The following is a 26,480-nucleotide window of genomic DNA, read 5'->3' as shown; positions in this document are numbered from 1 at the left end:
CGCCCGTCCCTCCGTCTCCCGCCCGTGGGGGTCCGCACCCATGCGCAAGCCGTACGTCCTCCTCCTGAGCCTCCTCGGCCTCCTGCTCACCTGGCAGGCCACGCCCGCGCACGCCGCCGACAACGGCAGCTGGTCCGTCTACCCGGTCGCCTCGAAGGTCGCCGCGCGCCCCTACTTCTACCTCTCCGCGGATCCGGGCCAGACCCTCGCCGACGAGGTCGCCGTCCAGAACAAGACCGGCGGCCCGCTCACCTTCCGCCTCTACGCGGCCGACGCCTACAACACCGCCCGCGACGGCGGATTCGCGGTCCGCGGGCCGGCGGAGCGGATGCGCGGGGTGGGCGCCTGGGCGAAACCGGCCACCTCCCGGATCACCGTGCCGGGGCACCGGACCGTCACCGTGCCGTTCACGCTGCGCGTGCCCGACGGGGCCGAGCCCGGCGACCACCCCGGCGCGATCGTCGCGCTCGACGAGCACGTCGACCGCGGCTCCTCCGGCGGCTCTCCCGCCCTCGGTGTGCAGCAGGCCGTCGGCGCCCGCGTCTATCTCCGGGTCGTCGGGCCCACACTGCCCGCCGTGTCCGTGGAACACGTGCGGATCAGCCATCACCAGCCGCTGGTCCCGGGCCTCGGCGCCAGTACGGCGACCGTCTCCTACACCCTGCGCAACACCGGCAACGTCACCGTCGACCCGAAGGTGGAGCTGACGGCACACGGGCTGTTCGGCCGCACGCTGCTCGACCGCGCCCTCACCCGGGTCCCCTCCGAGCTGCTGCCGGGGCAGACGGTACGGCTCACCGAGCCCTGGTCCGGGGCGCCCCAACTCGACCGGGCGGACGTGACGTTGACCGCGAGCGCGCCGGGCACCCGGCAGTCGGCGAGCGCCTCGTTCCTCGCGCTGCCGTGGCTCGCCGTGGCGCTGGTGTTCCTCGCGGGCGTGGCGGCCGGCGTGCTGCTGCTCAGAGCGCGTCGGGGCCGTGTTCGCCGGTCCGCACCCGTACGACGGTCTCCACGGGCACGGACCACACCTTCCCGTCCCCGATCTTCCCCGTCCGCGCGGCCCTGACGACCGCGTCGATCACGGCGTCGGCGTCCGCGTCCTCCACGACGACCTCGATGCGCGCCTTCGGCACCAGGTCGACCCGGTACTCGGCGCCCCGGTACACCTCGGTGTGGCCGCGCTGCCGGCCGTAGCCGCTCGCCTCGGTGACGGTCAGGCCGTGCACGCCCAGCTCCTGGAGGGCGGTCTTGACCTCGTCGAGGCGGTACGGCTTGACGATGGCGGTGATGAGCTTCATGCCTGGCGCTCGACCTTCTGGACGGGGGAGACGGCGGAGGGGACGACGGACGCGCTGACCGGGGCGCCGTGGCCCAGGACGCCGTGATCGTATGCCGTCTCCGCGTGCACCGTAAGGTCCAGGCCGGTGTGCTCCTGTTCCTCGCTCGCCCGCAGGCCCAGCGTCCTGTCGAGCAGCTTGCCGAGCCCGTACGTCACCGTGAAGGCGTACACCGCGACGACCGCCACGGCGAGCAGCTGCCTGCCGAGCGGGGCGAGTCCGCCGCCGTAGAGGAGGCCCTCGGCGCCGCCGGTCATCGCCTTGTCGGCGAACAGGCCGATCAGGAGCGTGCCGATGATGCCGCCGACCAGGTGGACGCCGACGACGTCGAGGGAGTCGTCGTAGTTCAGCCGGAACTTCCAGCTCACCGCGGAGGAGCAGACGACGCCCGCGGCCAGGCCCACGACGAGGGCACCGAGCAGGGAGACCGTGCCGCAGGAGGGCGTGATCGCGACGAGACCGGCCACCGCGCCGGAGGCGGCGCCGAGGGTGGTCGGGTGGCCGTCACGCCGGTGCTCCACGAAGAGCCAGCCGAGCAGGCCCGTGCAGCCGGCGGCCATGGTGTTGAGGAAGGCGGCCGCGGCCAGGCCGTTCGCGCCGAGCGCGCTGCCCGCGTTGAAGCCGAACCAGCCGAACCAGAGCAGACCGGCGCCGAGGATCACCATGGGCAGGTTGTGCGGGCGCATGGCGTCCTTCTTGAACCCGAGCCGGGGCCCGAGGACCAGGCACAGGGCGAGACCGGAGGCGCCGGAGGTGATCTCGACGGGCAGACCGCCCGCGAAGTCGAGCGCGCCGAGCCTGTCCGCGATCCAGCCGCCGGGGCCCCAGACCCAGTGGGTGACGGGCACGTATACGACGAGGGCCCAGACGGGGACGAGGACCAGCCACGCCGAGAAGTTCGTCCGGTCGGCCACCGCGCCGCTGATCAGGGCGGCGGTGATGATCGCGAAGGTCAGCTGGAAGGTGGCGAAGAGGAGGGTGGGGACCGTGCCGTGGACGCTGCCCGGGCCGAGGCCGCGCATGCCGGCGTGGCCGAGCCCGCCGATCAGTCCGCCGAACGCGTCGTTCCCGAAGGCGAGGGAGTAGCCGGCGGCCAGCCAGACCACGGTGACCAGGGCGATCGACACGAAGCTCATCATCAGCATGTTGAGGACGCTCTTCGTGCGGACCATGCCGCCGTAGAACAGGGCGAGACCCGGCGTCATCAGCAGGACGAGGGCGGTCGCGGCGAGGAGCCAGGCGGTGTCGCCGGTGTTCACGGTGTGAACCTGGGGCGCGGCGGCGAGGGGCACGGGCGTCTCCAACGGGGTGGGGGCTGCGTCAGAGGGTCACCGGCGCGCGTTTCCGGTCGTGTACGGGTGTGTTTCCGTGACGTTTCATTGCCTGAGGGTTACCGAAACCTCACGGTGCGGCGGGGGGTCGTGGATCAGGGACAATGAACGGCATGAGCGTGCGTACCCAGTCATCCGAGCAGTCGGCCGAGGCCGTCCACCGTGCCGGCTTCGCCTGCTTCGTGGGCCGCCCGAACGCGGGCAAGTCCACCCTCACGAACGCTCTGGTGGGGCAGAAGGTGGCGATCACGGCGAACCAGCCGCAGACCACGCGGCACACCGTGCGGGGCATCGTGCACCGGGAGGACGCCCAGCTCATCCTGGTCGACACCCCTGGGCTGCACAAGCCGCGCACGCTGCTCGGCGAGCGGCTGAACGACGTCGTACGCACCACCTGGGCCGAGGTGGACGTGATCGGCTTCTGCCTCCCGGCGAACGAGAAGATCGGCCCGGGTGACCGCTTCATCGCCAAGGAGCTGGCGGGGATCAGGAAGACCCCGAAGGTCGCGATCGTCACCAAGACGGACCTGGTGGACTCCAAGACCCTCGCCGAGCAGCTGATCGCGATCGACCAGCTGGGCAAGGACCTGGGCATCGAGTGGGCGGAGATCGTGCCGGTGTCGGCGGTGGGGGACAAGCAGGTGAGCCTGCTGGCCGACCTCCTGATCCCGCTCCTGCCCGAGGGCCCGGCGCTCTACCCCGAGGGCGACCTCACCGACGAGCCCGAGCAGGTCATGATCGCCGAGCTGATCCGCGAGGCCGCGCTGGAAGGCGTCCGTGACGAGCTGCCGCACTCCATCGCGGTGGTCGTCGAGGAGATGCTCCCGCGCGAGGACCGTCCGGCGGACAAGCCGCTGCTGGACATCCACGCCAACGTCTACATCGAGCGCCCCAGCCAGAAGGGCATCATCATCGGCCCCAAGGGCAAGCGCCTGAAGGAGGTCGGCATCAAGTCCCGCAAGCAGATCGAAGCGCTGCTGGGTACGCCGGTCTTCCTCGACCTGCACGTGAAGGTGGCCAAGGACTGGCAACGCGACCCGAAGCAACTGCGCAGGCTGGGTTTCTAGTCCGCTTTCCCATCTGCCCGCCTGTCTCGGTCGGCTGAGCAGTACCGCCATGGGGCTGCGCTTCGGACCCTGGGTGGCTGGTGCGCATCGAGGTGTTGCTGGGCACGTCGGCCGCGCGGCGGTGGCCGCACGTCGATGCAGCCTCGATCTGCACGTGAAGGTGGCCAGGGACTGGCAACGCGACCCGATGCAACTGCGCAGGCTGGGTTTCTAGTCCGCTTTCCCATCTGCCCGCCCGTCTCGGTCGGCTGAGCAGTACCGCCACGGGGCTGCGCTCCGGACCTCGGTCAGGGCTCTCGGGATGTCACGCCGGCGTCCCCTGGCGTCATGTCCTGCAACCCCACCACCCGCAGCAGCTGGAGTCGTTCGTAGGAGTCCGTTCCCGGGCGGGCTGTGTGGACGACGAGGAGGTGGTGGTGCTCGTGGCTGAGCATGACCTCGCAGTCCAGGTCCAGCAGGCCGACCAGCGGGTGCTGGAAGCGCTTGGTCGCCCGGTGGCGCGGGGCCACCTCGTGTTCGTCCCAGAGCCGTGCGAACTCCTCGCTGGTGGAACGGAGTTCGGCGACCAGGTCGGCCGGTTCCGGGTCGTCGGGGCGGGCGGCGGCCACCGCGCGCAGGTTGGCCACCGAGGCGCGTGCGTGCGGCTCGTGGTCCTCCGCCGGGAACAGTGAGCGCGCGGCCGGGTCCAGGAAGAAGCGGCGCACCAGGTTCCGTTCCGGCCGGGGGCGGGACATCACGTCGCCGACCAGCGCCTTGGCCATCGCGTTCTGGGCCAGGACCTCTCCGCAGTCGTTCACCAGCTGCGCCGGGGTGTCGTACAGGCGGTCCAGGATCAGCAGCAGGCCGGGCCGGACATGCGTCGACGCCGTCTCGCGGCGCGGCGGCTCCTCGCCGACCAGATGGAACAGATGGTCGTGCTCGGCGTCCGTGAGGCGCAGCGCACGCGCCAGCGCCGTCAGCATCTGGCGGGACGGACGCGGGCCCCGGGACTGTTCGAGCCGGGTGTAGTAGTCGACCGACATGCCCGCCAGCGATGCCACCTCCTCCCGGCGCAGGCCGGGCGTACGGCGCCGGGCGCCCGGGGCGAGGCCCACGTCGGCGGGGTTCAGACGGGCACGGCCGCGGCGCAGGAAGTCGGCGAGTTCGCTCCGGTTCACCCCTCCAGCGTGCGGCAGCCCGCCCGGCTTATCCAGGGACTGCCGATCCCCTGATCGGGAGGTCTCTACCGGCCGCCCCCGCGCCGTCCCACCGTGGTGGTGAACACGGCGAACAGCGAGGAGACGAACATGCTGACCCTGGTGACCGGTACGACAGGGCAGGTCGGGCGGCGCTTCGTGCCCCGGCTGCTGGCGCAGGCCCGGCCGGATGAGCAGGTGCGGGTCCTGGTCAGGGACGCCTCCCGCGCGGACCGCTTCGCCGATCTCGGCGCCGAGGTCGTGCTCGGCGATCTGCGGGACGAGGACGTGCTCGGCAAGGCCGTCGCGGGCGTGGACGCCGTCGTGAACGTCGCCGCCGCCTTCCGCGGGGTGCCCGACGAGGAGGCCCGGGCCGTCAACCGGGACGCGGCCGTGGCCCTGGGCCGGGCCGCGCAGGCCGCCGGTGTGCGGCGGTTCGTGCAGGTCAGCACCGGGCTCGTGTACGGCACCGGGCGCGGCAGGCCGCTGGTCGAGGAGGACGAGAGCCGGCCCGGCGGGTCCATGTGGGGCGCCTATCCCGAGTCCAAGGCGGCGGCCGAGCGGGAGCTGCTCGCACTCGACGGCCTGGACCTGCGGATCGGCCGGCTCCCCTTCGTCTACGGCGAGGGCGACCCGCACCTCGCCGACTCGCTGCGCTGGGCCGCGCACTGGGCGCCGACCCAGCGGCTGCACATGGGCCACCACGCCGACGTCGCCCAGGGCCTGTTCCGCCTGCTGTACGCACCGGCGGTGAACGGCCCCGTGCACAACATCGCCGACGACACCCCCGTCACGGCGGTCGACCTGCACCAGGTCAACGGCGCCGAACTGCCCGAGGGCATGGACACCCGGACGGACCCCGACCCGTGGCTCGTGATCATGTCCACCCAGAAGATCCGCCGCGACCTCGGCTACCGGCCGCTCTACCCGAGCGTCTGGTCCGCCCGCGACGCCGGCGCCCTGTAGCCCGCTCGCCCTGCCCCGCTCACTGCACCCCGCGTATCCGGCCCACCAGCACCGCCCCCGCCAGCCCGATCACCGCCGCCACCAGGTACAGCACCCGGTATCCGCCCAGGTACGTCACGATCGGCGCGGCGAGGGCGGGGGCGGCGACCTGGGGCAGGGCGTTGGCCACGTTGATCACCCCGAGGTCCTTGCCCCGGTCCAGGGCCGTCGGCAGCACGTCCGTCATCAGCGCGAAGTCGACCGAGGTGAACACGCCGAAGCCGATCCCGAGGACCGCCGACGCGACGATCGCGCCGGGCCAGGTCTGCCACCCGGCCAGCGCCGCCGTCGCCACCGCCATCAGCACCCCGGACCAGACGACGAACGGCTTGCGCCGGCCCGCCCGGTCCGACCACACCCCGCCCGCCACCACGGTCGCCACCAGCGTCAGGCTGTTGACGGCCGTCAGGATCAGCACCCCCTGGCCGGGGTCGGGGTAGCGCAGGCGGTCGCGCAGGTAGTACAGCAGGTAGAGCAGCACGAGTGAGTTGCTGAGGTTGATCAGGAACCGGGTCAGCCACGCCCAGCCCAGGTCCGGATACCGGCGCGGGCTCAGCCAGAACCCCGCCAGGAACGCCCGCCAGGACCACGGCGGGCGGTCCCGCGCGGACAGCCGCAGATCCGGATACCGCAGGACGTACGGCAGCACGCCCGCCACCGTGCACACCGCGCACGCCACGTACCCGGCGCCGATCCCGCCGGCCGCCGTCGCGAGGCCCGTGCCGCCGACCACGCCCAGGATCTGCGCGGCCCCCAACCAGCCGCCCACCGCGCCCCGTTGGCGCCTCGGCACCCGGTCCGGAACGGCCGCCGTGACCGCCGCGAACGCCGCGTTCAGGGTGAGCTGCACCAGGCACCAGCCCGCCGCCAGCGACCACACCCCGCCGGCCCGCGCGAGCAGCAGCAGCGACAGCGCCCCGCCCGCCGCCCCGGCCACGATCCACGGCGTACGGCGGCCCCGGCGGGCGGTCGTCCGGTCCGACAGGGCGCCGAAGAAGGGGTTCGCGACGAGCGACACCAGCGCGCCGATCCCGGTCACCCAGGCCAGCATTGTCTCCTTCGACATCCCGGAGCCGGGCGCGAAGTCCTTGGCCTGGGAGGCGAGCAGGATCTGCAGCGGGCCGAACCAGCCCACCCAGATCGCCCCGTTGGCCAGCGACAGTGCCGCCGTCCAGCCCCGGCCGACCGGCTCCACCGGCTCCGACAAGGAGGCCGGGGGCCGGACCGGCTCCGGCACCGTGGTCATCCCGGCGCCGTCAGCCCTGGTTCCGGAGCACGTCCCGGAACCAGTGGTAGGAGGCCTTCGGGGTGCGCTCCAGCGTCGTGTAGTCGACGTGCACCAGGCCGAAGCGGCGCGCGTAGCCCTCCGCCCACTCGAAGTTGTCCATCAGCGACCACACGAAGTAGCCGCGCACGTCCACCCCGGCCGTGAGCGCGGTGTGCAGGGCGCGCAGATGGCCGTCCAGGTAGGCGATGCGGTCCTGGTCGTCGAGGCCCTCGTACGAGCAGCCGTTCTCGGTGATGACGATCGGCGGGAGCCGGTCGCCGTAGCGGTCGCGGAAGCCGGTCAGCAGCTCGGTCAGGGCCTCCGGGACGACCGGCCAGCCGAAGTCGGTCGTCGGCCGGCCCTCTATCTCCCGTACGGAGAAGGGGAGTTCGGCCGGGAGGGCGAGTCCGCCGTACTCGCTGTCCGTGCCCCCGGGGGCGCCCACCCGGGTCGGCGCGTAGTAGTTGATCCCGTACCAGTCGACGGGCTCGGCGATGACCTTGAGGTCGGCCGAGACATCGTCGCCCGGCATCAACTCGCCCATTCCGTCCGGGTATTCGCCGAGGATGACCGGCTCGGCGAACAGGCGGTTGAGGAGGACGTCGTAGAAGCCCGCCGCCTCCAGGTCGGCCGGTTCCTCGGACGCGGGCCAGGTGGGGCCGTGGGAGTTGGCGATGCCGATGTCGCCCGCCCCGGCCGCGCGCAGGGCCCGTACCGCGAGACCGTGGGCGAGGAGCTGGTGGTGGGCGACCGGGAGCGCGTCGAACAGGAGCCGCCTGCCCGGGGCGTGGGCGCCCAGGGCGTGCCCCAGCAGGGTGTGTTCGGCGGGCTCGTTGAGGGTGATCCACTTCGGCACCCGGTCGCCCAGGCGCTCGGCGACCACGCTCACGTGGTCGGCGAACCGGGCCGCCGTGTCGCGCGCCAGCCAGCCGCCCGCCTCCTGAAGCGAGACGGGCAGGTCCCAGTGGAAGAGGGTGGGCACGGGCCGGACGCCCGCCGCGCACAGCTCGTCCACCAGGCGGTCGTAGAAGTCCAGCCCGCCGGGGGAGTTCACCCGCGGCCAGGAGACCGAGAAGCGGTACGCGCCCACGCCCAGGCCGGCGAGGAGGGCGACGTCCTCGGGGTAGCGGTGGTAGTGGTCGCAGGCCACCGCCGCCGTCGAGCCGTCCTTCACCCGGCCGGGCTCGGCCGTGAACACGTCCCACACGGAACGCTCGCGTGCGTCGGCCGCGCCCTCGATCTGATGGGCGGACGTCGACACGCCCCACAGGAAGCCGTCGGGGAACCGGGGTATCGGGTCACCTGCGTCAGTCGCCATGGCCGGGATCATCCTTACCCCCGGTAACGGAAGTCAATGCCCCGGCGGCAACCGCCGTCTACGCCCCTTCCTTCAGCAGCCGGGTCACCAACTCCCGCTGGTCCTCGGTGAGTCGGGGATCGGCCGCGTACACCGTGCGGCCGTCCACGGTGATCTCGTACCGGAAGCCGTCCGGGACGCCGGCGGGCGGGGCGCCCGGGCCGGACGCGAGGACGCGCTCGGCCAGGGCCTGCCACTCGGCGGCGTCGGGCCGGGCCGAGGTGTCCACCTCGGCCCGGCGCTCGATCCCCGCGAAGCCGCCCGTGCGTCGAATCTGGATGCGCATGGGTCCGTGTCTAGTACGGAACGCCGCCGGCCGCACTACGACGTGTGCACTCCGACCTGTTCCCACGCCTTCTTGACGGCCTCCAGTTCGTCCCCGGTGCCGAACAGCGTCTGGGCCGCCTGCACCGTCAGCCTGGCGAAGTCGGTGAACTGCGCGCCCGACGCCAGCTCGCCGCCGGTGAGCACGGCGTACCAGATCCGCCCGGCCTTCTCCCAGGCGTTGCCGCCGATGGCCGTGGCGAGCAGGTAGAAGGCGTGGTTCGGGATGCCGGAGTTGGTGTGGACGCCGCCGTTGTCGTCGCTGGTGTCCACATAGCCCGCCATGGTCGCGGGCTGCGGGTCCTTGCCGAGCCTCGGGTCGTCGTACGCGGTGCCCGGGGCCTTCATCGAGCGCAGCGCCGTGCCGTGGACGCCGGGGGCGAGCAGGCCCTCGCCGATCAGCCAGTCGGCCCGGTCGGCGCTCTGGCCCAGCGAGTACTGCTTGATGAGGGACCCGAAGACGTCCGAGACCGACTCGTTGAGGGCGCCGGACTGGCCCTCGTAGTCCAGGTTCGCGGTGTACTGCGTGACGCCGTGGGTCAGCTCGTGGCCGATGACGTCGATGCTGCTGGTGAAGTCGACGAAGACCTGGCCGTCGCCGTCCCCGAAGACCATCTGGTCGCCGTTCCAGAAGGCGTTGTCGTAGCCGGTCTGGTAGTGCACGGACGCGTTGAGCGGCAGCCCGTGGCCGTCGATGGAGTCCCGCTGGTACGCCTTCAGGTAGAGCTCGAAGGTGGCGCCGAGGCCGGCGTAGGCGCGGTTGACGCTGGCGTCCTGCACCGGGTCCTGGCCCTCGGCGCGGACCTCGGTGCCGGGCAGGTCGCTGCCGTGCCCGGCGTCGTAGATCGTGCGCTTCGGCTTGCTGCCGGCCGGGGCGGCGCCGGCGGCGGCGCCCCGGGTGCGGACCGCGGTCTCGCGGCGGCGGGTGCGCAGCGCGGAGTCGTGCTCCAGGGTGCGCTGCGCGCGTTCGGCGATGGCGGAGTCCTCGTGCCGGGCGAGCCGGTCGAGGATGTGCGGCGGCACGATCGTGCAGAAGACGGGCTGGAAGCCCCCGTTGGTCGTCATGACAAAATGCTGGCATTGTGTGACGCCAGTGTCACTACCCGCAACCGTGATTGGTGAAATATCGGGACGCCCGGCCACCCTCCGTAGTCGGAAGTGGTATGGCGCACTTTTTATCCCTTTTATCCGTGCGGTCCCGCATACTGATACAGGCCCTCGTACCCGGCGCGGCTCGGCTAGGCTGCGGAGCATCATGCGTTTCGGGCTGCTTCTTCTTAGCTGCCGCGGCGAGGGCCTGTAGTCCAGGTCGACTCCCTCCCCGCGGAGCTTCGTGTTGCGTCGTCGGCCGTCCTTCCGGACACCCTGAGGAGCCCACGCCACCATGGTCAACCGCCAGCAGCCCAGCACCATGCCGATCCACAAGTACGGCCGCTACGAGCAGGTCGACATCCCGGACCGCACCTGGCCGGAGCAGCGGATCACCGTCGCCCCCCGCTGGCTCTCCACCGATCTGCGCGACGGCAACCAGGCCCTGATCGACCCGATGTCGCCCGAGCGCAAGCGCCGGATGTTCGACCAGCTGGTCGCGATGGGCTACAAGGAGATCGAGGTCGGCTTCCCCGCCTCCGGCCAGACCGACTTCGACTTCGTGCGCTCGATCATCGAGGAAGAGGGCGCGATCCCGGACGACGTCACGATCTCCGTGCTGACCCAGGCCCGCGAGGACCTGATCGAGCGGACCGTGGAGTCCCTGAAGGGCGCCAAACGGGCCACCGTCCACCTGTACAACGCCACCGCGCCGGTCTTCCGCCGGGTCGTCTTCCGCGGCTCCAAGGACGACATCAAGCAGATCGCCGTCGACGGCACCCGCCTGGTGATGGAGTACGCCGAGAAGCTGCTGGGCCCCGAGACGGAGTTCGGCTACCAGTACTCGCCGGAGATCTTCACCGACACCGAGCTGGACTTCGCGCTGGAGGTCTGCGAGGCGGTCATGGACGTCTACCAGCCGGGCCCGGGCCGCGAGATCATCCTCAACCTGCCCGCCACCGTGGAGCGTTCGACCCCGTCCACGCACGCGGACCGCTTCGAGTGGATGAGCCGCAACATCTCCCGCCGCGAGCACGTCTGCATCTCCGTCCACCCGCACAACGACCGCGGCACGGCCGTCGCGGCCGCCGAGCTGGCGCTGATGGCCGGCGCCGACCGCGTCGAGGGCTGCCTGTTCGGGCAGGGCGAGCGCACCGGCAACGTCGACCTGGTCACCCTGGGCATGAACCTGTTCTCCCAGGGCGTCGACCCGCAGATCGACTTCTCCGACATCGACGAGATCCGTCGCACGTGGGAGTACTGCAACCAGATGGAGGTCCACCCGCGCCACCCGTACGTGGGCGACCTGGTCTACACGTCCTTCTCCGGCTCCCACCAGGACGCCATCAAGAAGGGCTTCGACGCCATGGAGGCCGACGCGAAGGCCAAGGGCGTCACGGTCGACGACATCGAGTGGGCGGTGCCGTACCTGCCGATCGACCCGAAGGACGTCGGCCGCTCCTACGAGGCCGTCATCCGGGTCAACTCGCAGTCCGGCAAGGGCGGTATCTCCTACGTCCTGAAGAACGACCACAAGCTGGACCTGCCGCGCCGCATGCAGATCGAGTTCTCCCGGCTCATCCAGGCGAAGACGGACGCCGAGGGCGGCGAGATCACGCCGAAGGAGATCTGGGCCGTCTTCCAGGACGAGTACCTGCCGAACCCGGACAACCCGTGGGGCCGCATCCAGGTCAGGACCGGCCAGTCCACCACGGACACCGACGGCGTCGACGCGCTGACGGTCGAGGCCACGGTCGACGGCGAGGACACCGTCCTGACCGGTACCGGCAACGGTCCGATCTCGGCCTTCTTCGACGCCCTGGAGTCCATCGGCGTCGACGTACGCCTGCTGGACTACCAGGAGCACACGATGAGCGAGGGCGCCTCCGCGCAGGCCGCCTCCTACATCGAATGCGCGATCGACGGCAAGGTCCTGTGGGGGATCGGCATCGACGCGAACACGACGCGTGCGTCGCTGAAGGCGGTCGTCTCGGCGGTCAACCGCGCGGCCCGCTGATCCCTCTGACCGGGGGTTTCGACGCCCCGACCGCTGTATACGGCGGTCGGGGCGCCGCCGTTTTCGGCCACTGTGCCGGGCAGGTAACAGAAAGGTCTCTTCCGGGGTACTGACTCAGCCTCCGTGATGTGGCTAACATCACGCCAGCACGGCGATGTTGCCGCGCGGTTACGGAGGTGCGACGTGCTGCCAGTACGGGGACGAAACGGCCGGGTCCTGCGCCTCCTCGGCGCGCGCACCGCATGGACGCCCGTGGGCGACGGCGAGTTCTACTGCCCCGGCTGCGGGGGCGACCGCAACTACCAACGGCTCACCGGCCGTCGCCGGCTCACCCTGCTCGGGCTGCCGCTGCTGGCGCGCGGGACGGCCGGACCGGTCGTGGAGTGCGCGGCGTGCGCCGAGCACTACGGCACCGACGTCCTCGACCACCCCACCACCCGCCGCTTCTCCGCGATGCTCCGCGACGCCGTGCACACCGTCGCCCTCGCCGTGCTCGCCGCGGGCGGCACCGGTTCCCGTACGGCCCTGGAGACCGCCGCCGCCGCGGTCCGCGCGGCCGGCTTCGAGGACTGCACCGAGGACCGGCTGGCCGCCCTGGTCGAGGCGCTCGCCGCCGACACCGGCCGGGTCTTCGAACAGCCCTGCGGTGCGAGCCTGACGATAGAGCTGCACGAGGCCCTGGACCCGCTCGCCCCGCACCTCGCCCCCGCCGGCCGCGAGTCCCTGCTCCTTCAGGCCGCCCGCATCGCGCTGGCCGACGGCCCCTACACCCCGGCCGAGCGCGACGCCCTCACCACGGTGGGCGCCGCCCTGACCATCTGCGCCCCCGACGTCACCCGCCTGCTGGCCGCGGCACGGACGACCCCCTCCTGACGGGCACGGGCACGGGCACGGGCACAGGCCCGGTCGCGTTCACGGCCGCCGGATGAGACCGAGGTCGGTGGCCGCGGCGACGGCGGCGGTGCGGGAGTCGACGCCCAACTTGGCGTAGACGCGGGCCAGATGGGACTTGACCGTGCCCTCGGTGAGGTGGAGCCGGCGGCCCACGGCCTGGTTGGACAGCCCCTCGGCGACCAGGGCGAGCACCTCGGTCTCGCGCCGGGTCAGTGACGTGCCGGGGGCGCGCAGCCGGTTCATGAGCCGGTCCGCGACCGCGGGCGCCAGCGCGGTACGGCCGGCGGCCGCCGAGCGCACGGCCGCGGCCAGCTCCTCCGGGGGAGCGTCCTTGAGCAGGTAGCCGGTGGCACCGGCCTCGATGGCCGGGAGGGTGTCGGCGTCGGAGTCGTAGGTGGTGACGATCACGACCCGGGGGGCGCCCGGCCGGGCGGTGATCGCGGCGGTGGCCTCCGCCCCGCCCATCCCCGCGCCGAACCGGAGGTCCATCAGCACGACGTCGACGTCACCCGCCCCGGCCCGGACGACGGCCTCCTCGGCGGTGGCCGCCTCCGCCACGACCACGAGCCCCGGCTCGGTCTCCAGCACGGCCCGCAGCCCGGCCCGCACGACCGGGTGGTCGTCGGCGAGGAGCAGCCGGACGGGGAGGTCCGTGTGGTCGGCGGGGCCGGTGTGGCCGGTGGGATCCGGGTGGGCGGTCACGGGCGGGCCTTCGTCTCGGCGGGCAACTGCCGCGGCAGCGGTGCGATGTCGGTGCGGGCGGGCCGGGGGAGGTGCGTGTGGTCGGTGGGGCCTTGGTGGTCGGTGGGGTTCGGGTGGGCGGTCACCGGTGGGCCCCGGTCTCGGCGGACGTGGTCCCGGCGTCGGCGGTCCGGGTCCGCGTGAGCGGGAGCCGGGCGGTCAGGGTGGTGCCGTGGCCCGGGGCGGAGTCGACGGCCAGGGTGCCGCCCAGGGCGCGGATGCGGGCGTGCATGGCGGCCAGACCGAAGCCGCCCGTCTCCGGGTCGGGCGCGGGCAGCCGGCCGGGCTCGAAGCCGGCGCCGTCGTCGACGACCGTGAGGACGGCCTCGTCGTCGAGGCGGCCGAGGGTGACCTCCACGGCGGTCGCGCCCGCGTGGCGGACGGTGTTGGCGAGCGCGGACTGGGCGATGCGCAGCAGCGCCACCTCGTGCGCGGTCGGCAGGGCGAGCGGCGCACCGACCGGGCGGAACCGGGCGGTGAGCCGGTGCCGGGTGCCGGTGGTGGCGCACAGCCGCTCCAGCGCGTCCGGCAGGGTGCTGCCCTCCAGGGCGGGCGGGGCGAGGGCGGCGACGAAGCGGCGGGCCTCGGCGAGGCTGTCCACCGCGGCCTGGCGGGCCTGGCCGACGTGCCGCGCCGCGCTCTGCGCACCGTCGGGCAGGGTCCGCTCGGCGGCCCGCAGCAGCAGCTGGATGCTGGACAGGCCCTGCGCGAGGGTGTCGTGGATCTCGCGCGCCAGCCGCTCGCGCTCGGCCAGCACTCCCGCGGTGTGCTGGGCCTCGGCCAGGTCGGCGCGGGTGGCGGTGAGTTCCTCGATCAGGCGCCGGCGCCGCTCGCTCTCCCGGTACAGCGCCTGGTATCCCCAGACCACCGCGACCGCGACGGCGGCCCCGAGCGCCGGACCGATCGCCATGGCCGCGCTGAAGGCGCCCTGATGGGCGGCGAACGCGGCGATCGCCGCGCCCGCGGTCGCGGCCACGGCGGCCAGGCCCGAGCGGCGCGGCAGCAGATGGAGCTGGAGGAAGTACAGCGGGAAGGCCACCCACACGCCGTCGGCGGACAGCGCCAGCAGCACCAGCCACGCCGCGCCGACGGCCGCCAGCCACCAGGCGGCGGCCCGCCGGTCGCCGCGGACCCGGGGCAGCAGCGGGCCCGCCGCGTACACCAGAGCGCACCCGGCGGCCCCGGCGAGGGTCGGCGCGGCGTGCGGCCGGCCGTCGGTCACGGCCCGGACGGCGGCGAGCGCGAGCAGGCCGACGACGAGCAGGTGCAGGCACCAGGACAGGGCCCGGGTGGTCGGGGTCAGGGCGGGGGCGGCGGTGTTCACGGTCGTACCAGCGTGGTTCACAGTCCCCCCAGGGTACGGAGACGAGCCACGGCCCGGCCTCTGTCGAAAGTTGCAATCCGGGCACCGCCGTTCGATCCGCGAAGTGACCTCCGTCGCCAGATGCCTGCGGCGGGCGCGGGCGGCGACGGTGGAGGCACACTCCGTCCACCTCCGCAGAGAGCAGTCGCAGCCGTGTTCGTCGCCTGGAGAGACCTGAGGTTCGCCAAGGGCCGGTTCGCCCTGATGGGGACCGTCATCACCCTGATCACCCTGCTGGTCGGGCTGCTGTCCGCACTGACCGCCGGTCTGGGCCGGCAGAACATCTCCGCGATCACCGGCCTGCCCGCCGACCGGATCGCCTTCGCCGCCCCCGGACCGGGGCGGAGCCTGTCGTACGGCGACTCCACCGTCACCGCCCGGCAATGGCAACGGTGGGCCGAGGTGCCCGGCGTCTTTCGCGCCGAACCGCTCGGGATCACCACCACCAAGGCCACCGCGGGCGACCGGAGCACCCCCGTCTCCGCCTTCGGTGTCCGCTCCGGCTCCCGTCTGGCCCCCGACGGCGCCGCGATCCACGACCGTACGGCGGTGCTGTCCACCACCGCCGCCGCCGGCCTCGGCGGCCTCGCACCCGGCGACACCTTCACCCTGGCCGGCCGGAAGCTGACGGTGGCGGCCGTGGCGGGCGACGCCTCCTTCAGCCACACCCCCGTGATCTGGACCGGCCTCACCACCTGGGGGAGCGTGGCGCCTCCCGGCGCCGCCGGTGCCGGTGCCGGAGCGACGGCGACGGTGATCGCCCTGGACACGACCGGCGGCGCCGATGTCGCGGCCGCCGACCGGGTCATCGGCACCAGGACCGTCACCAAGGACGGCTCGCTCTCCGCGATCGGCTCCTACGCCTCCGAGAACGGCTCCCTCCAGCTGATGCGCGGCTTCCTGTTCGCCATCTCCGCGCTCGTCGTCGGCGCCTTCTTCACCGTCTGGACCATCCAGCGCGGCGGCGACATCGCCGTCCTGAAGGCGCTCGGCGCCTCCACCGCGCACCTGCTGAGGGACGCCCTCGGCCAGGCCGCCGCCCTGCTCGTCGGCGGCACGCTCCTCGGCACCGGCATCGCCGCCGCGCTCGGCGCCCTCGTCGTACCGGACACGGTGCCGTTCCTCCTCACCCCCGCAACCGTCCTCGCCCCCGCCGCCGTCATGATCCTGCTCGGCGCGCTCGGGGCCGCCCTGTCCGTCCGCCGCATCACCTCGGTGGACCCGCTGACCGCCCTGGGGAGCGCCCGATGAGCCTCGACCTGTCCGACGTCACCCTCACCTACCCCGACGGCGACGACCGCCTGACCGCCCTCGACCACGTCACCCTGCACGTGCCCAGGGGCACCCTGACCGCCGTGGCCGGGCCCTCCGGCTCCGGCAAGTCCAGCCTCCTCGCCGTCGCCGCCACCCTCGTCACGCCCGACGCCGGCACGGTCAGCGTCGACGGTGCCACCACGGCCGGTCTGAGCCGCGCGGAACTGACCGAGCTGCGCCGCCGCACCATCGGCATCGTCTTCCAGCAGCCCCATCTGCTGCCCTCGCTCACCGCGGTCGAACAGCTCCAGCTCATGGCCTCGATCGACGGGCGCTCACCGGCCAGGGCGCGCGGCCGGGCCCTGGAGCTGCTGGCCGCGGTGGGCCTCGCCGACCGGGCCGGCCGGCGCCCCCACCAGCTCTCCGGCGGCCAGCGTCAGCGGGTCGGCATCGCCCGCGCGCTGATGAACGAGCCGACCCTGCTCCTGGTCGACGAACCCACCAGCGCCCTCGACCACGAACGCGGCGCCGCCGTCGTCGACCTGATCACCCGGCTGACCCACGAGCGGGGCACCGCCACCGTCCTGGTCACCCACGACCGCACGCACCTGCGTGCCGCCGACCGCGTCGTCGAGGTCCGCGACGGCCGCCTCGGCGTGCCGCCGTCCGGCAGCGGCACGAGCGTGGGCTACCCGCCGGAGGGAGGGGTTGCGACGACGATGAGCGGATGACCCCGCTCCGCCGCACCCCGCTCACCGCCCTCGTCCTCCTCACCGCCCTCGGCCTCTTCCTCCCGCTCGCCGCCGCCCTGCCCGCCGGGGCCGCACCCGCGCCCCCCGCGCACGGCTGCGCCTCCTCCGTCCCCTACGTCTCGGGCCTGGGCGGCTACCACACGTACCGGATCCCGGCGGTCGTCCGGACCCGGCAGGGCACGGTGCTGGCCTTCGCCGAGGGGCGGCGGTACGACGCGGGGGACACCGGTGCCATCGACGTCGTCCTGCGCCGCTCCACCGACGGCGGCTGCACCTGGGGTCCGCTGACCGTCGTGACGCCCGGGGACGGGGACACCCGGGGCAACCCGGCGCCGGTCGTGGACCCGCGCACCGGCGCCGTCGTGCTCGTGACCTGCGGGAACAGCGGGGCGGCGACGGAGGGTGAGATCATGAGCGGCGAAGGGGAGCGCCGGGTGTACGTCCAGCGCAGCCGGGACGACGGCCGCCGCTTCTCACCCCCGGCCGACATCACCGCTCAGGTGAAGCGATCCGACTGGCGCTGGTACGCCACCGGCCCCGGCCACGCCGTCGCCCTCACCCGGGGCCCGCACCGAGGCCGTCTCCTCGTCCCCGCGAACCATTCCGTCGCCCCGCCCGCCGGCTCCTCCGGTTCCGCCGGCTCCGGCCGCGACGGCGGCCACGCGCTCTACAGCGACGACAGCGGCCGCACCTGGCACCTGGGCTTCGTGACGGACAGCACCCGCGGTGTGACCAACGTCAACGAGACGACGGCGGCCCAACTCCCGGACGGCAGGCTCTACTTCAACGCCCGTGACCAGTACGGCAGCGCCCCCGGCAACCGCCTCGACAGCTACTCCGGGGACGGCGGCCGCTCCCTCGACCGCCCGTACGCCCGTCAGCCGAGCCTGTCCGACGTCCCCGTGGTCCAGGGCAGCGTCCTCCAACTCCGGGGACCGGGCGCCCCGTTGCTGTTCTCCGCCCCCTCCGTGCCGACCGCCCGCCGGGCGCTCGCCCTGTGGACCAGCACGGACGCCGGCCGCACCTTCACCAAGCGGCTCACCCTCTCCGACCGCCCGGCCGCCTACTCCGACCTGGTCCAGCTGGGCCCCGCCACGGTGGGCGTCCTGTACGAGACGGGCACCGCCGGGAGCTACGAGAGCCTGGAGTTCCGCAGGCTGGACGTGCCCTCGCTCATGCCAGCCGCTGGTCCTTGACCGCCAGTTCCCGGTCGCCCTGCCGGTACCCCACGGTGCGGATGCCGAGCGCGGCCCTGAGCTGCCGGGCGGGTACGACCTGCGGAGTGGGGGCGGGGGCCCGGCCCGGCTTCGGCAGCGGGTAGGCGGTGGTGGTGGCGGAGTGGAAGGTGATGTTGCCCTCCGTCTTGGTGAACAGCTGGTGGACGTGTCCGTTGAGACAGGTCACCGAGGAGAACCGGCGCAGGAGCGCGATCACCTTCAACGCGTCGTCCGTGCTCCAGCCCCACCGGAGGTACATGGCGAACAGCGGGATGTGGCTGAAGACCACGATCGGGGTGTCCGGCGACTGCCCCGCCAGGTCCCGCCGCACGAAGTCGATCTGCTCGGTCCCGAGGTGGCCCAGCTTCTCCAGGCTCAGGGTGTTGACCAGGGCGACGAAGTGCACTCCGTGGGTGTCGAAGCTGTACCAGCCGTCGCCGAGCGTGCCCCTGCCGAAGACCTGCCGGTAGGCGCGGCCCGCGTCGCCGATGGAGTCGTGCTCGCCCGGCACGGTGAAGACGCGGTCCGTCCGCAGCCGGGTCATCATCTGCCTGACCTGGTCGAACTGGCCCGTCGTGGACAGGTGGGTCAGATCGCCGCTGTGCATGACGAAGTCGGGCCGGAAGCCGAGTGCGTTGACCTGGTCGATGGCTTCGGTGAACGAGCCGGCCACGTCCAGGTTCGCCGGCCCGTGGAAGCCGATGTGGCTGTCGGAGACCTGCACGAACCGCAGGGCGCCGGTGGTCGGCGCAGCGGCCTCCGCGACGGTGTCCCGGGGGCCGGCGATGTGGCTGATCACCTCTCCGCCGGCCACGGTCAGCACGACGGCCCCGCCGAACCACCCCGCGTGCCGTATGAGTTGACGTCGTGTCATGTCGTGCTCGCGGTACCCGGTCATCGGGTCACCTCCACCGTGGCCGTCATGAAGGGATGGATGGTGCAGAGGTAGGCGTAGGTGCCCGGCTCGGTGAACCGGTGGCTGTAGCCGGCGTGGGTGGCCAGGGCGGGCGAGTGCAGCGGTCCGCCCGCGGTGGCGCTGGTGACGGTGTGGGCGTCGGTGTCCTGGTTGGTCCAGGTCACCGTCGTGCCCGCTTTGATCTTCAGGGTGGCCGGGGTGAACGCGAAGCTCCTGATCGTCACGGTGCTCGCCGCGGGGTCCGGTGCGGAGGCGCCGGGCATCCCGGCCATCTGGTGCTGACCGGGACCGGCCGTGATGGCGCCGACCGAGGTGGCGTGCGGGGACTGGCCGCACGCGCTGAGAAACCCCAGTCCGGCCGCCGTCACGGTGGCGAGCCCGGCCGTGACGAGTGAGCGCCGGACGGAGTGACCGAAGTTCGGGTGCATGGTGTTCGCTCCTCACCTCTCAGGAAGGGGGATGTGTCTGCCCTTTCCTGACTTCACGGGCGGTGCTGCCGACTGGTTCGGTCGATACGCGACAAAAGTGAGCAAATGCGTAATGATCTGCTTATGCCATGGAGCGCCCGCAGACGTGGCGGGACAGCCGATACGGATCGCTCCGCGCGCCGTGTCCCTGGTGAAGGGACCGTGCCGGCCACGGATGAGGAGCTGATCCGCACTCTGTACGCCGAGCACGCGGGGCCCCTGTTCCACTACGCGCTGCGCCTGACGTCAGGAGACCGGCAGTGGGCCGAGGATGTCGTACAGGAGACGCTGCTGCGGGCGTGGCGGCATCCCGCCGCGTTCGAACCCCGCCGCGGTTCCGCCCGGGCCTGGCTGTTCACGGTCGCCCGGCACCTGGTCATCGACGCCCACCGGGCCCGGCAGGCCCGGCCCGCGGAGACCGGCGGCGACGCCCTGGACCGGGTCGCCGAGCGGACGGCGGGCGAGGACCGGATCGAGCAGGCGCTGCAGAGCTGGGCGGTGGCCGACGCAGTCCGGACGCTGTCTGCGGACCACCGCGCCGTACTGGTCGAGACGTACTACCGGGGCCGGACCATGGCGGAGGCGGCGGACGTGCTGGGCATCCCGCTGGGCACCGTCAAGTCGCGGACGTACTACGCCCTGCACGCCCTCCGGCTCGCGTTGCAGGAGCGAGGCATCGAGCCATGACCGAGGCACGGAGGAGGCGCCGGCCGTGAACGCGGACCACGAGGCTCTGCGGATGGCGCTCGGCGGGTACGTCCTGGGCGCGCTGTCCCCGGCCGAGACGGAACAGGTGCGCGCCCATCTGGCGACGTGCGACGCGTGCCGGGCGGAGTACGAGCAGCTGGCCGGACTGCCGGCGCTGCTCGCGACGGTCACGGCTGCCGAGGCGGCGGGCGGTGCGGTGCCCGCGGGCGACGAGGAGCCGGTCGACCGCCTGGTGCGGCGGGCGGCCGGGAGCGCGCCGCCCGCGGCGCCCCGGGCTCCCGGGGCCGGGCTGCTCGACGGGATGCTCCGGCGGGCCGCGGCCAGGCGCCGCAGGACCGTGCGGTGGCAGCTGGCCGGCGCGGCCGCCTCCCTGATGCTGGTCGCGGCGGCGGCGGTCGGCGGCACCTGGCTGGTGACCGGCGCGTCCGTGACGAGCGAGGGCAGGCCGCCCGGGGCCGCCACGTCGACTCCGTCGCGCACCTTCTCCGGAAGCGATGCCACGACCGGCGTCACCGCCTCGGTGGAGGTCTTCCCGTCGGCCTGGGGCAGTGTCCTGCGGGTCTCGGCGCATGGTGCGCCGGCCGGCATCGTCTGCCGGTTGCAGGCGGTCGGGTCCGGCGGGGCCAGGGCGGACGCCGCCACCTGGCGGGCCGGCGCGTACCCGGCCGGGACGAGGATCCCGGGAGCGGTCCCCATGTCTCCGGGAGCCATCGAGCACTTCGAGATCGTCGCCGGCAACGGCCAGAAGCTGGTCACGATCCGGGCGTGATCCGGGCGGAGAAATCCGGGCGTAAAAAGGTGCAAATCGCTCGAACCGTACGCCCGTCGCCGTGCGTATTACCGGATGAGCGCTCACCTACAGCTTTCGCACCCACACAGAAGAGCCGGAAGACCATGTATGTGACCGATCCCGGGCGCACCAGCCCAGGGCCCTGCTCCCAGCGGGCGACGCTGACCCTGCCCGCACGGGAGGCACACGTCTCCGCCGCGCGTCACTTCACGGCGGATCTGCTGGAGTGCTGGAGCGTGCCCGAGAGCGAGCGCGACTCCGCCGTCCTCATCGTCGACGAACTCACCGCCAACGCCGCCCGGTACGGCCGCGAGTGCATGACGCTGGTGCTCGTCCTCGACCAGGGCGCCCTGTCCATCGTGGTCAGCGACTCGGGCACCGCGGTGGAGCACGGTCCGCACGACGTCGCCCCGGACGAACACGGCCGCGGCACCGGCATCGTCACCTGCCTCGCGCAGTCGACCGAGATCCACCAGACACGCGGCGGCCGGGAGGTCCGCGCCTGCCTCCGCTGCCCGGCCTGACCGCCCCGGCACACCCCCTAGAGCAACCCCGCCGCCGCCAGGAACTTGCCGACCTTCTCCGTCTCCTCGCCGGACAGCGGCACCTGCGGCTCGGCCGTCACCGGGCAGTCGATGATCCCGCGCAGCTGCAGCGCCGCCTTGAACGCGCCCAGCGCCGAGGAACTCCCGCCCATCCGACCCGGGTCACCGACCCCGACCAGCCCGAACAGCGCGCACAGCCGCTCCTGTTCGGCCCGCGCCCCCGCCCAGTCGCCCGCCCGGCACAGCCGGTACAGCCGGACGTACCCGTGCGGGTCGACGTTGCCGAGCCCCGGCACGCAGCCGTCGGCGCCGAGCGCCAGCGCGGAGTCCACGATCAGCTCGGAGCCGGTCAGCACGCTGAACCCGGCGTGCGCGCGGGCGCCCGTGACGACCTCCCGGAAGGCGCCCAGGTCCCCGCTGGAGTCCTTGAGCCCCGCCAGCACCCCGTCGGCGGCCAGCCCCAGCACCAGATCGGCGGGCAGCTTGGTGTGCACGGCCATCGGGATGTCGTACGCGATGACGGGCACCTCGCTCACCGCCGCGAGCCGCCGGTAGTGGCGGACGATCTCCGCGGGGTGGGTGCGGGTGTAGAAGGGCGCGGTGACGACCACCGCCTGTGCCCCGGCCGCCGTCACCGCCGTGACATGGTCCAGGACGCGGGGCGTGGTCATGTCGATGGCCCCGGCGATGACGGGCAGTTGGCCGCCCACGTGCGCGACGACCGCCGACACGACCTGCCGTCGCTGCCGGTCCGTCAGAAAGGCCGCCTCGGAGGTCGAGCCGAGCAGGAACAGCCCGTGCACCCCGCCCCCCACCAGGTGGTCCACCAGCCGGAGCAGCGAGGGCACGTCCACCTCGCCCTCCGGTGTCAGGGGAGTGCAGACGGGCGGGACGACACCGGTGAGCGGGACGGGGAACGTCATTCAGGGCTCCTGTGGCAGGCTCTGTCGGGCCAGGTCGCGGGTCGGCCGGTCCTCCTCCACAGGATGGTGGCAGCGGTAGCGGTGTCCGGGCCGTGACGCGGCCGAGAAGTCCGGCATCGACTCCGCGCACACCGCGTCCGCCTTCCAGCACCGGGTGCGGAACGGGCAGCCGCTCGGCGGCCGGGTCGCCGACGGCACCGGCCCGGTCAGCGGGATCGGGTCGACGGGATCCAGCAGTCCGGGCGTGGCCGAGAACAGCGCGCGGGTGTACGGGTGCCGGGCCGCGTCCGTCACCCGGTCGGCCGGGGTCTCCTCCACGATCCGGCCCAGGTACATGGTGATCACCCGGTCGCTCATCCGCCGTACCGTCTGGATGTCGTGCGAGACGAACACCAGCGCCAGCCCGAGCCGGTCCTTCAGGTCCAGCAGGAGGTTGAGGATCTGCGCGCGCACCGACACGTCGAGCGCGCTGGTCGGCTCGTCGGCGACGACCAGCGCCGGGTCCAGGGCGAGCGCGCGGGCGATGGCGACGCGCTGGCGCTGCCCGCCGGAGAGCTGCCCGGGCAGGGCGTCGGCGAGCGCCCGGGGCAGGCCCACCAGGCCCATCAACTCCCTCACGCGCACGTCCCGTTCGGCCCGGCTGCCGCGCTCGTGGACGTCCAGCGGGTCGCGCAGGATCCGGCGCACGGGCAGCCGCCGGTTCAGCGCGGTCGACGGGTCCTGGAAGATCATGCCGACGCCCGCGCCGACCGTGGCCCGCCGCTCCCCGGCCGGCATCGCCCACAGGTCCCGCCCCCGGAACGCCACCGCCCCCGAGACCGGCCGCTGGACACCGACCAGCACCTTCGCCAGCGTCGACTTCCCGCACCCCGACTCGCCGACGACCCCGACCGTCTCACCGGCCGCCACGGACAGATCGGCGCCGGTCAGGGCGTACACCCGGTCGCGGGCGAACAGACCGCCGCCGCGCGCCTTGTGGACGACATGGGCGTCCCGTACGTCGATGATCGCGGTCACTGGAGCGCCTCCTCCACGGGTTCCACGGGCACGGCAGGGTGGTGACAGGCCGCCGTGTGCGTGGCCGTGCCGGCGAGGACCGGAGCGCGCTCGTGGCACACCTCGCTCGCGCGCGGGCAGCGGTCGGCGAAGCGGCAGCCCGCCGGGAAGTCGGCGGGGGAGGGCACGACTCCCCTGATCTGCGTCATCCGTTGCTCGGCCGACTCCAGCGACAGCACGCTGCCGAGCAGCCCGCGCGTGTAGTGGTGGGCCGGCGCCGCCACCAGGTCGGCGGTCACCCCGCTCTCCACGATCTGCCCGCCGTACATCACCACCACCCGGTCGGTGACGTCGGCGATCAGCGCGAGGTCGTGCGAGACCAGGAGCAGCGCGAAGCCCAGCTCCTCGCGCAGCCGCAGCAGCAGCTCCATCACCTGGGCCTGCACGGTGACGTCGAGGGCGGTCGTCGGCTCGTCGGCGACGATCAGCCCGGGTTCGCGGGACAGGGCCATGGCGATCAGCACGCGCTGGCGCTGCCCGCCGGACAGCTCGTGCGGATAGCTGCGCAGGGTGCGCTCCGGGTCCAGCCCGACCAGCTCCAGCAGCTCGCCCGGGCTGCGACGGCCCCCGCGCCGCACCAGCTGCCGCAGCTGGGCGCGGATGGTCATGGCGGGGTTCAGCGAGGACAGGGCGTCCTGGTAGACCATCGCCATCTCGTGCCCGAGCAGCCGGCGCCGTACCCGCATCGGCTCGGTCGGCAGGTTCCGCTGCTGGAACCGCACCTGCCCGCGCACCCGGGCCTGTCTCGGCTGGAGGCCCATGATCGTGAGCGCGGTCAGCGACTTCCCGCAGCCCGACTCGCCGACCAGGCCCAGCACTTCGCCCGGGTACACCTCGAAGCCGACCCCGGCGACGATGTCCACGCCCCGGTGCCGGTCCGGGAAGCCGATGGCGAGGTTCTCCACGGCGAGCACCGGCTGACCGCCGCGGCCGGGCCGGGGCCGGGCGCGCGCACGCAGCCGCCGCGCGGCCTGGGACAGCCCCGGCAGGGGGAGCACGTCGCCCGGTACCGCCTTCTCCAACTGGTCCTCGGGGGCCGCGACTTCACGGGCGGCGGGCGCGGCCCACGCGTCCGACACCCCCTCGGAGAGGATGTTCAGCGACAGCACGGTGAGCAGGATCAGCAGCCCGGGGAAGACGGTCGCCCACCAGCCGCCGGTCAGCACCATGTTCTTGCCGTCGGCGATGACACTGCCCCAGGACGGATCCGGCGGCCGCACCCCCGCCCCGATGAACGACAGCGACGCCTCGAACACGATCGCCTCGGCGACCTGGACCGTGCAGAAGACGAGCACGGGCGCGGCACAGTTGACGGCCACGTGCCGCAGCACGATGTGCGGGGTGCGGGCCCCGATGACCCGCTCGGCGGTGACGTAGTCCTCCCCGTACTGGTCGAGCACGTTGGCGCGTACGACCCGGGCGACGGGCGGCGTGAAGAGAAACGCGATGGCGCAGATCAGGACCCCGATCCCGCCGCCGAACACCGCGACGAGGACGGCGGCGAGCGCGATGCCGGGAAACGCCATGACGACGTCCAGGCAGCGCATCAGCGTCTCGTCGACCCCCTTGCGGGAGGTGGCCGCGACCGCCCCGACGACGGCGCCGACGACCAGCGCGAGCCCCGTCGCCCCCAGCCCGATGGCCAGCGACCAGCGGGCGCCGTACATCAGCCGGCTCAGGACGTCCCGGCCGAGGCTGTCCTGTCCGAGCCAGTGCGCGGCCGACGGATGCCCGCTGCCGCCGGCCGGGGCCTGCTGGTCGAGCGGATCGTCGGGGGCGAGGAGCGGGGCGCACACGGCGACCAGGATCACGACCGCCAGGAAGCAGACGGCGAGCTTCGACGGCAGCGGCAGCCGGCGCCAGCCGCGCAGCCGGACGCCGCCGGGCCGGGTGAGCCGTTCGACGAGACCGGTGCGGGTGTTCATCAGGCCGCCCTCAGACGTGGGTTGACCAGCAGATACAGGATGTCGATGACGAGGTTCACGACGACGAACCCGGTGGCCGTGGTGAGCACGACCCCCTGCACCACGGCCGGGTCGCCGTTCTGCACGGCGTCGATCATCAGCTTGCCCATGCCGGGCAGCGAGAAGATCGTCTCGATGACGACGGCACCGCCGAGCAGATAGCCGACCCGCAGCCCGAGCACGGTGAGCGGATTGACGAGGGCGTTGCGCAGTACGTTCCGCCCCACCACCACGAGGGGCGGCAGCCCGCTCCCGATCGCCGTCCGGACGTAGTCCCTGTCCAGCTCCTCCACGACGGACGTCCGCACGATCCGGATGAGCTGGGCGGCGACCGGCAGCGACAGCGCGAAGGCGGGCAGCGCCATCGTCCTGAGCCAACCGGTGAGCGAATCGGCCGGGTTGATGTATCCGCCGGTCGGGAACCAGCCCCGGTCCACCGCCAGGTACTGGATCATCAGCAGCGCCAGCCAGAACCCGGGCGCGGCGACCCCGACGAGCGAGACGACCCGGATGACCTGGTCCGGCACCCGGTCCCGGTACACGGCGGCCGTGACCCCGCCCGCCAGCGCCAGCACCACGGCGACGCCGAGGCCGAGGAAGGTCAGCTGGAGGGTGAGCGGCAGCGCGGTGGTGACCTGGTCGACGACGGGCGCGCGGGTCAGGGCGCTGGTGCCGAGGTCGCCGTGCAGCAGGCCGCCGACGAAGTGGACGTAGCGCACGGGCAGCGGGTCCAGCAGTCCGTTGCGCTCCCGGAAGTCGTGCAGCTGCCGCGGGGTCGGGTTCGCGCCCTGGAAGAACGCGGACGCCGGGTCGACGTCGGAGAACCGCATCACCAGGAACACGAACAGCACGATCCCGAGCAGCAGCGGCACCAGCAGGGCGACACGGCGCAGCAGGATCCGTACGACGGCCGTCATGCCG

General features: G+C 73.1%; 27 protein-coding genes. 11 read left to right on the top strand and 16 right to left on the bottom strand.

The features are described 5' to 3' along the window. The first annotated feature begins 40 nt into the window (after positions 1-40). Positions 41-1,066 (top strand): DUF916 domain-containing protein, encoded by a 1,026-nt coding sequence (locus AC4OXY_RS19275; protein WP_491994292.1) that lies wholly within the window; start codon positions 41-43, stop codon positions 1,064-1,066. Here AC4OXY_RS19275 and AC4OXY_RS19270 read toward each other — a convergent pair. Both AC4OXY_RS19270 and AC4OXY_RS19265 read right to left on the bottom strand, forming a co-directional pair. Continuing rightward, complete coding sequence (locus AC4OXY_RS19270) at positions 960-1,298, bottom strand: P-II family nitrogen regulator (RefSeq protein WP_071384702.1); 339 nt, start codon at positions 1,296-1,298, stop codon at positions 960-962. The genes AC4OXY_RS19275 and AC4OXY_RS19270 overlap by 107 nt on opposite strands. Further along, complete coding sequence (locus tag AC4OXY_RS19265; protein ID WP_491994291.1) at positions 1,295-2,629, bottom strand: ammonium transporter; 1,335 nt, start codon at positions 2,627-2,629, stop codon at positions 1,295-1,297. Before AC4OXY_RS19265 ends, AC4OXY_RS19270 begins: the two co-directional genes overlap by 4 nt. Before the next feature lie 152 nt (positions 2,630-2,781). Between AC4OXY_RS19265 and era the strand changes: the two genes are divergently transcribed. After that, positions 2,782-3,735: a GTPase Era gene (gene era, locus AC4OXY_RS19260; RefSeq protein ID WP_356030880.1), complete on the top strand. Its 954-nt coding sequence runs from the start codon at positions 2,782-2,784 to the stop codon at positions 3,733-3,735. A 287-nt stretch (positions 3,736-4,022) separates the two neighbouring features. Here the strand turns inward: era and AC4OXY_RS19255 are convergent, their stop codons facing one another. Next, positions 4,023-4,892 (bottom strand): helix-turn-helix transcriptional regulator, encoded by an 870-nt coding sequence (locus AC4OXY_RS19255; protein ID WP_362823206.1) that lies wholly within the window; start codon positions 4,890-4,892, stop codon positions 4,023-4,025. A gap of 129 nt (positions 4,893-5,021) precedes the next feature. Between AC4OXY_RS19255 and AC4OXY_RS19250 the strand changes: the two genes are divergently transcribed. Continuing rightward, a complete protein-coding gene (locus AC4OXY_RS19250; RefSeq protein ID WP_356030884.1) occupies positions 5,022-5,876 on the top strand; it encodes an NAD-dependent epimerase/dehydratase family protein in 855 nt (284 codons plus the stop codon). A gap of 19 nt (positions 5,877-5,895) precedes the next feature. Here the strand turns inward: AC4OXY_RS19250 and AC4OXY_RS19245 are convergent, their stop codons facing one another. From AC4OXY_RS19245 to AC4OXY_RS19230, 4 genes are read right to left on the bottom strand one after another with little or no spacing between them, the layout of a single operon-like run. Continuing rightward, a complete protein-coding gene (locus AC4OXY_RS19245) occupies positions 5,896-7,161 on the bottom strand; it encodes an MFS transporter (protein WP_376285385.1) in 1,266 nt (421 codons plus the stop codon). Positions 7,162-7,171: 10 nt separating this feature from the next. Next, the gene (locus AC4OXY_RS19240; RefSeq protein WP_356030887.1) at positions 7,172-8,500 is read right to left on the bottom strand and encodes a GH1 family beta-glucosidase; all 1,329 of its coding nucleotides are present in this window, start codon (positions 8,498-8,500) and stop codon (positions 7,172-7,174) included. Positions 8,501-8,558: 58 nt separating this feature from the next. Further along, positions 8,559-8,825 carry a protealysin inhibitor emfourin gene (locus AC4OXY_RS19235; protein WP_356030889.1) on the bottom strand — a complete coding sequence of 89 codons (267 nt, stop codon included), beginning with the start codon at positions 8,823-8,825 and terminating at the stop codon, positions 8,559-8,561. Between the two features lie 35 nt (positions 8,826-8,860). Next, positions 8,861-9,928, bottom strand: a complete 1,068-nt coding sequence (locus AC4OXY_RS19230; RefSeq protein WP_356030891.1) for a M4 family metallopeptidase — start codon at positions 9,926-9,928, stop codon at positions 8,861-8,863. 319 nt (positions 9,929-10,247) lie between these two features. On the opposite strand from AC4OXY_RS19230, the gene leuA reads away from it, so the two are divergent. Further along, a complete protein-coding gene (gene leuA / locus AC4OXY_RS19225; RefSeq protein WP_356030892.1) occupies positions 10,248-11,969 on the top strand; it encodes a 2-isopropylmalate synthase in 1,722 nt (573 codons plus the stop codon). A gap of 183 nt (positions 11,970-12,152) precedes the next feature. Further along, positions 12,153-12,842 (top strand): tellurite resistance TerB family protein, encoded by a 690-nt coding sequence (locus tag AC4OXY_RS19220; protein WP_356030894.1) that lies wholly within the window; start codon positions 12,153-12,155, stop codon positions 12,840-12,842. A gap of 39 nt (positions 12,843-12,881) precedes the next feature. On the opposite strand, the gene AC4OXY_RS19215 is transcribed toward AC4OXY_RS19220, so the two are convergent. The 3 genes from AC4OXY_RS19215 to AC4OXY_RS19205 are packed head-to-tail and all read right to left on the bottom strand — an operon-like array spanning position 12,882 to position 14,928. Further along, positions 12,882-13,565, bottom strand: coding sequence for a response regulator (locus AC4OXY_RS19215; protein WP_362821504.1), 684 nt, complete (start codon positions 13,563-13,565; stop codon positions 12,882-12,884). Further along, entirely contained in the window at positions 13,562-13,690 is a 129-nt protein-coding gene (locus AC4OXY_RS19210; protein WP_491994290.1) for a hypothetical protein, read from the bottom strand. The genes AC4OXY_RS19215 and AC4OXY_RS19210 overlap by 4 nt, the downstream gene beginning before the upstream one ends. Beyond that, complete coding sequence (locus AC4OXY_RS19205) at positions 13,687-14,928, bottom strand: sensor histidine kinase (protein WP_491994289.1); 1,242 nt, start codon at positions 14,926-14,928, stop codon at positions 13,687-13,689. The genes AC4OXY_RS19210 and AC4OXY_RS19205 overlap by 4 nt, the downstream gene beginning before the upstream one ends. A 192-nt stretch (positions 14,929-15,120) precedes the next feature. Between AC4OXY_RS19205 and AC4OXY_RS19200 the strand changes: the two genes are divergently transcribed. From AC4OXY_RS19200 to AC4OXY_RS19190, 3 genes are read left to right on the top strand one after another with little or no spacing between them, the layout of a single operon-like run. Then, positions 15,121-16,218: an ABC transporter permease gene (locus tag AC4OXY_RS19200; protein ID WP_491994288.1), complete on the top strand. Its 1,098-nt coding sequence runs from the start codon at positions 15,121-15,123 to the stop codon at positions 16,216-16,218. Then, positions 16,215-16,952, top strand: coding sequence for an ABC transporter ATP-binding protein (locus AC4OXY_RS19195; protein WP_356030899.1), 738 nt, complete (start codon positions 16,215-16,217; stop codon positions 16,950-16,952). The genes AC4OXY_RS19200 and AC4OXY_RS19195 overlap by 4 nt, the downstream gene beginning before the upstream one ends. Beyond that, the gene (locus AC4OXY_RS19190; RefSeq protein ID WP_376285368.1) at positions 16,949-18,169 is read left to right on the top strand and encodes a sialidase family protein; all 1,221 of its coding nucleotides are present in this window, start codon (positions 16,949-16,951) and stop codon (positions 18,167-18,169) included. Before AC4OXY_RS19195 ends, AC4OXY_RS19190 begins: the two co-directional genes overlap by 4 nt. Here the strand turns inward: AC4OXY_RS19190 and AC4OXY_RS19185 are convergent. After that, the gene (locus tag AC4OXY_RS19185) at positions 18,147-19,088 is read right to left on the bottom strand and encodes a metallophosphoesterase family protein (RefSeq protein WP_491994287.1); all 942 of its coding nucleotides are present in this window, start codon (positions 19,086-19,088) and stop codon (positions 18,147-18,149) included. The two genes, AC4OXY_RS19190 and AC4OXY_RS19185, sit on opposite strands and share 23 nt — an antisense overlap. After that, entirely contained in the window at positions 19,085-19,534 is a 450-nt protein-coding gene (locus AC4OXY_RS19180; RefSeq protein WP_356030903.1) for a cupredoxin domain-containing protein, read from the bottom strand. The genes AC4OXY_RS19185 and AC4OXY_RS19180 overlap by 4 nt, the downstream gene beginning before the upstream one ends. A 123-nt stretch (positions 19,535-19,657) precedes the next feature. Between AC4OXY_RS19180 and AC4OXY_RS19175 the strand changes: the two genes are divergently transcribed. The 3 genes from AC4OXY_RS19175 to AC4OXY_RS19165 all read left to right on the top strand — a co-directional run bounded on the left by AC4OXY_RS19175 (position 19,658) and on the right by AC4OXY_RS19165 (position 21,595). Next, the gene (locus tag AC4OXY_RS19175; RefSeq protein ID WP_376285362.1) at positions 19,658-20,260 is read left to right on the top strand and encodes a sigma-70 family RNA polymerase sigma factor; all 603 of its coding nucleotides are present in this window, start codon (positions 19,658-19,660) and stop codon (positions 20,258-20,260) included. A gap of 25 nt (positions 20,261-20,285) precedes the next feature. Further along, complete coding sequence (locus AC4OXY_RS19170; RefSeq protein WP_362821507.1) at positions 20,286-21,050, top strand: zf-HC2 domain-containing protein; 765 nt, start codon at positions 20,286-20,288, stop codon at positions 21,048-21,050. 125 nt (positions 21,051-21,175) lie between these two features. Continuing rightward, positions 21,176-21,595, top strand: coding sequence for an ATP-binding protein (locus AC4OXY_RS19165; protein ID WP_356030908.1), 420 nt, complete (start codon positions 21,176-21,178; stop codon positions 21,593-21,595). 17 nt (positions 21,596-21,612) lie between these two features. Here AC4OXY_RS19165 and AC4OXY_RS19160 read toward each other — a convergent pair whose 3' ends face one another. The 4 genes from AC4OXY_RS19160 to AC4OXY_RS19145 are packed head-to-tail and all read right to left on the bottom strand — an operon-like array spanning position 21,613 to position 26,476. Further along, a complete protein-coding gene (locus tag AC4OXY_RS19160) occupies positions 21,613-22,539 on the bottom strand; it encodes a dihydrodipicolinate synthase family protein (protein WP_356030909.1) in 927 nt (308 codons plus the stop codon). Next, positions 22,540-23,556, bottom strand: coding sequence for an oligopeptide/dipeptide ABC transporter ATP-binding protein (locus AC4OXY_RS19155; RefSeq protein WP_356030911.1), 1,017 nt, complete (start codon positions 23,554-23,556; stop codon positions 22,540-22,542). Further along, positions 23,553-25,520, bottom strand: a complete 1,968-nt coding sequence (locus AC4OXY_RS19150; RefSeq protein WP_491994286.1) for a dipeptide/oligopeptide/nickel ABC transporter permease/ATP-binding protein — start codon at positions 25,518-25,520, stop codon at positions 23,553-23,555. The genes AC4OXY_RS19155 and AC4OXY_RS19150 overlap by 4 nt, the downstream gene beginning before the upstream one ends. Further along, the gene (locus AC4OXY_RS19145; RefSeq protein WP_356030914.1) at positions 25,520-26,476 is read right to left on the bottom strand and encodes an ABC transporter permease; all 957 of its coding nucleotides are present in this window, start codon (positions 26,474-26,476) and stop codon (positions 25,520-25,522) included. The genes AC4OXY_RS19150 and AC4OXY_RS19145 overlap by 1 nt, the downstream gene beginning before the upstream one ends. Positions 26,477-26,480: the final 4 nt, after the last annotated feature.

Source organism: Streptomyces sp. HUAS MG56 (assembly GCF_058673395.1).
The sequence above is the reverse complement of the archived record's forward strand: the minus strand, read 5'-3'. Positions and strand labels throughout refer to the sequence as shown.

Excerpts from the sequence above, each read along its gene's own strand:
- AC4OXY_RS19275 (WP_491994292.1), top strand. The coding sequence starts at position 41 with ATGCGCAAGCCGTACGTCCTCCTCCTGAGCCTCCTCGGCCTCCTGCTC.
- AC4OXY_RS19270 (WP_071384702.1), bottom strand. The coding sequence starts at position 1,298 with ATGAAGCTCATCACCGCCATCGTCAAGCCGTACCGCCTCGACGAGGTC.
- era (WP_356030880.1), top strand. The coding sequence starts at position 2,782 with ATGAGCGTGCGTACCCAGTCATCCGAGCAGTCGGCCGAGGCCGTCCAC.
- AC4OXY_RS19250 (WP_356030884.1), top strand. The coding sequence starts at position 5,022 with ATGCTGACCCTGGTGACCGGTACGACAGGGCAGGTCGGGCGGCGCTTC.
- AC4OXY_RS19245 (WP_376285385.1), bottom strand. The coding sequence starts at position 7,161 with ATGACCACGGTGCCGGAGCCGGTCCGGCCCCCGGCCTCCTTGTCGGAG.
- AC4OXY_RS19240 (WP_356030887.1), bottom strand. The coding sequence starts at position 8,500 with ATGGCGACTGACGCAGGTGACCCGATACCCCGGTTCCCCGACGGCTTC.
- AC4OXY_RS19235 (WP_356030889.1), bottom strand. The coding sequence starts at position 8,825 with ATGCGCATCCAGATTCGACGCACGGGCGGCTTCGCGGGGATCGAGCGC.
- AC4OXY_RS19230 (WP_356030891.1), bottom strand. The coding sequence starts at position 9,928 with ATGACGACCAACGGGGGCTTCCAGCCCGTCTTCTGCACGATCGTGCCG.
- leuA (WP_356030892.1), top strand. The coding sequence starts at position 10,248 with ATGGTCAACCGCCAGCAGCCCAGCACCATGCCGATCCACAAGTACGGC.
- AC4OXY_RS19195 (WP_356030899.1), top strand. The coding sequence starts at position 16,215 with ATGAGCCTCGACCTGTCCGACGTCACCCTCACCTACCCCGACGGCGAC.
- AC4OXY_RS19190 (WP_376285368.1), top strand. The coding sequence starts at position 16,949 with ATGACCCCGCTCCGCCGCACCCCGCTCACCGCCCTCGTCCTCCTCACC.
- AC4OXY_RS19185 (WP_491994287.1), bottom strand. The coding sequence starts at position 19,088 with ATGACCGGGTACCGCGAGCACGACATGACACGACGTCAACTCATACGG.
- AC4OXY_RS19180 (WP_356030903.1), bottom strand. The coding sequence starts at position 19,534 with ATGCACCCGAACTTCGGTCACTCCGTCCGGCGCTCACTCGTCACGGCC.
- AC4OXY_RS19175 (WP_376285362.1), top strand. The coding sequence starts at position 19,658 with ATGCCATGGAGCGCCCGCAGACGTGGCGGGACAGCCGATACGGATCGC.
- AC4OXY_RS19165 (WP_356030908.1), top strand. The coding sequence starts at position 21,176 with ATGTATGTGACCGATCCCGGGCGCACCAGCCCAGGGCCCTGCTCCCAG.
- AC4OXY_RS19160 (WP_356030909.1), bottom strand. The coding sequence starts at position 22,539 with ATGACGTTCCCCGTCCCGCTCACCGGTGTCGTCCCGCCCGTCTGCACT.
- AC4OXY_RS19150 (WP_491994286.1), bottom strand. The coding sequence starts at position 25,520 with ATGAACACCCGCACCGGTCTCGTCGAACGGCTCACCCGGCCCGGCGGC.
- AC4OXY_RS19145 (WP_356030914.1), bottom strand. The coding sequence starts at position 26,476 with ATGACGGCCGTCGTACGGATCCTGCTGCGCCGTGTCGCCCTGCTGGTG.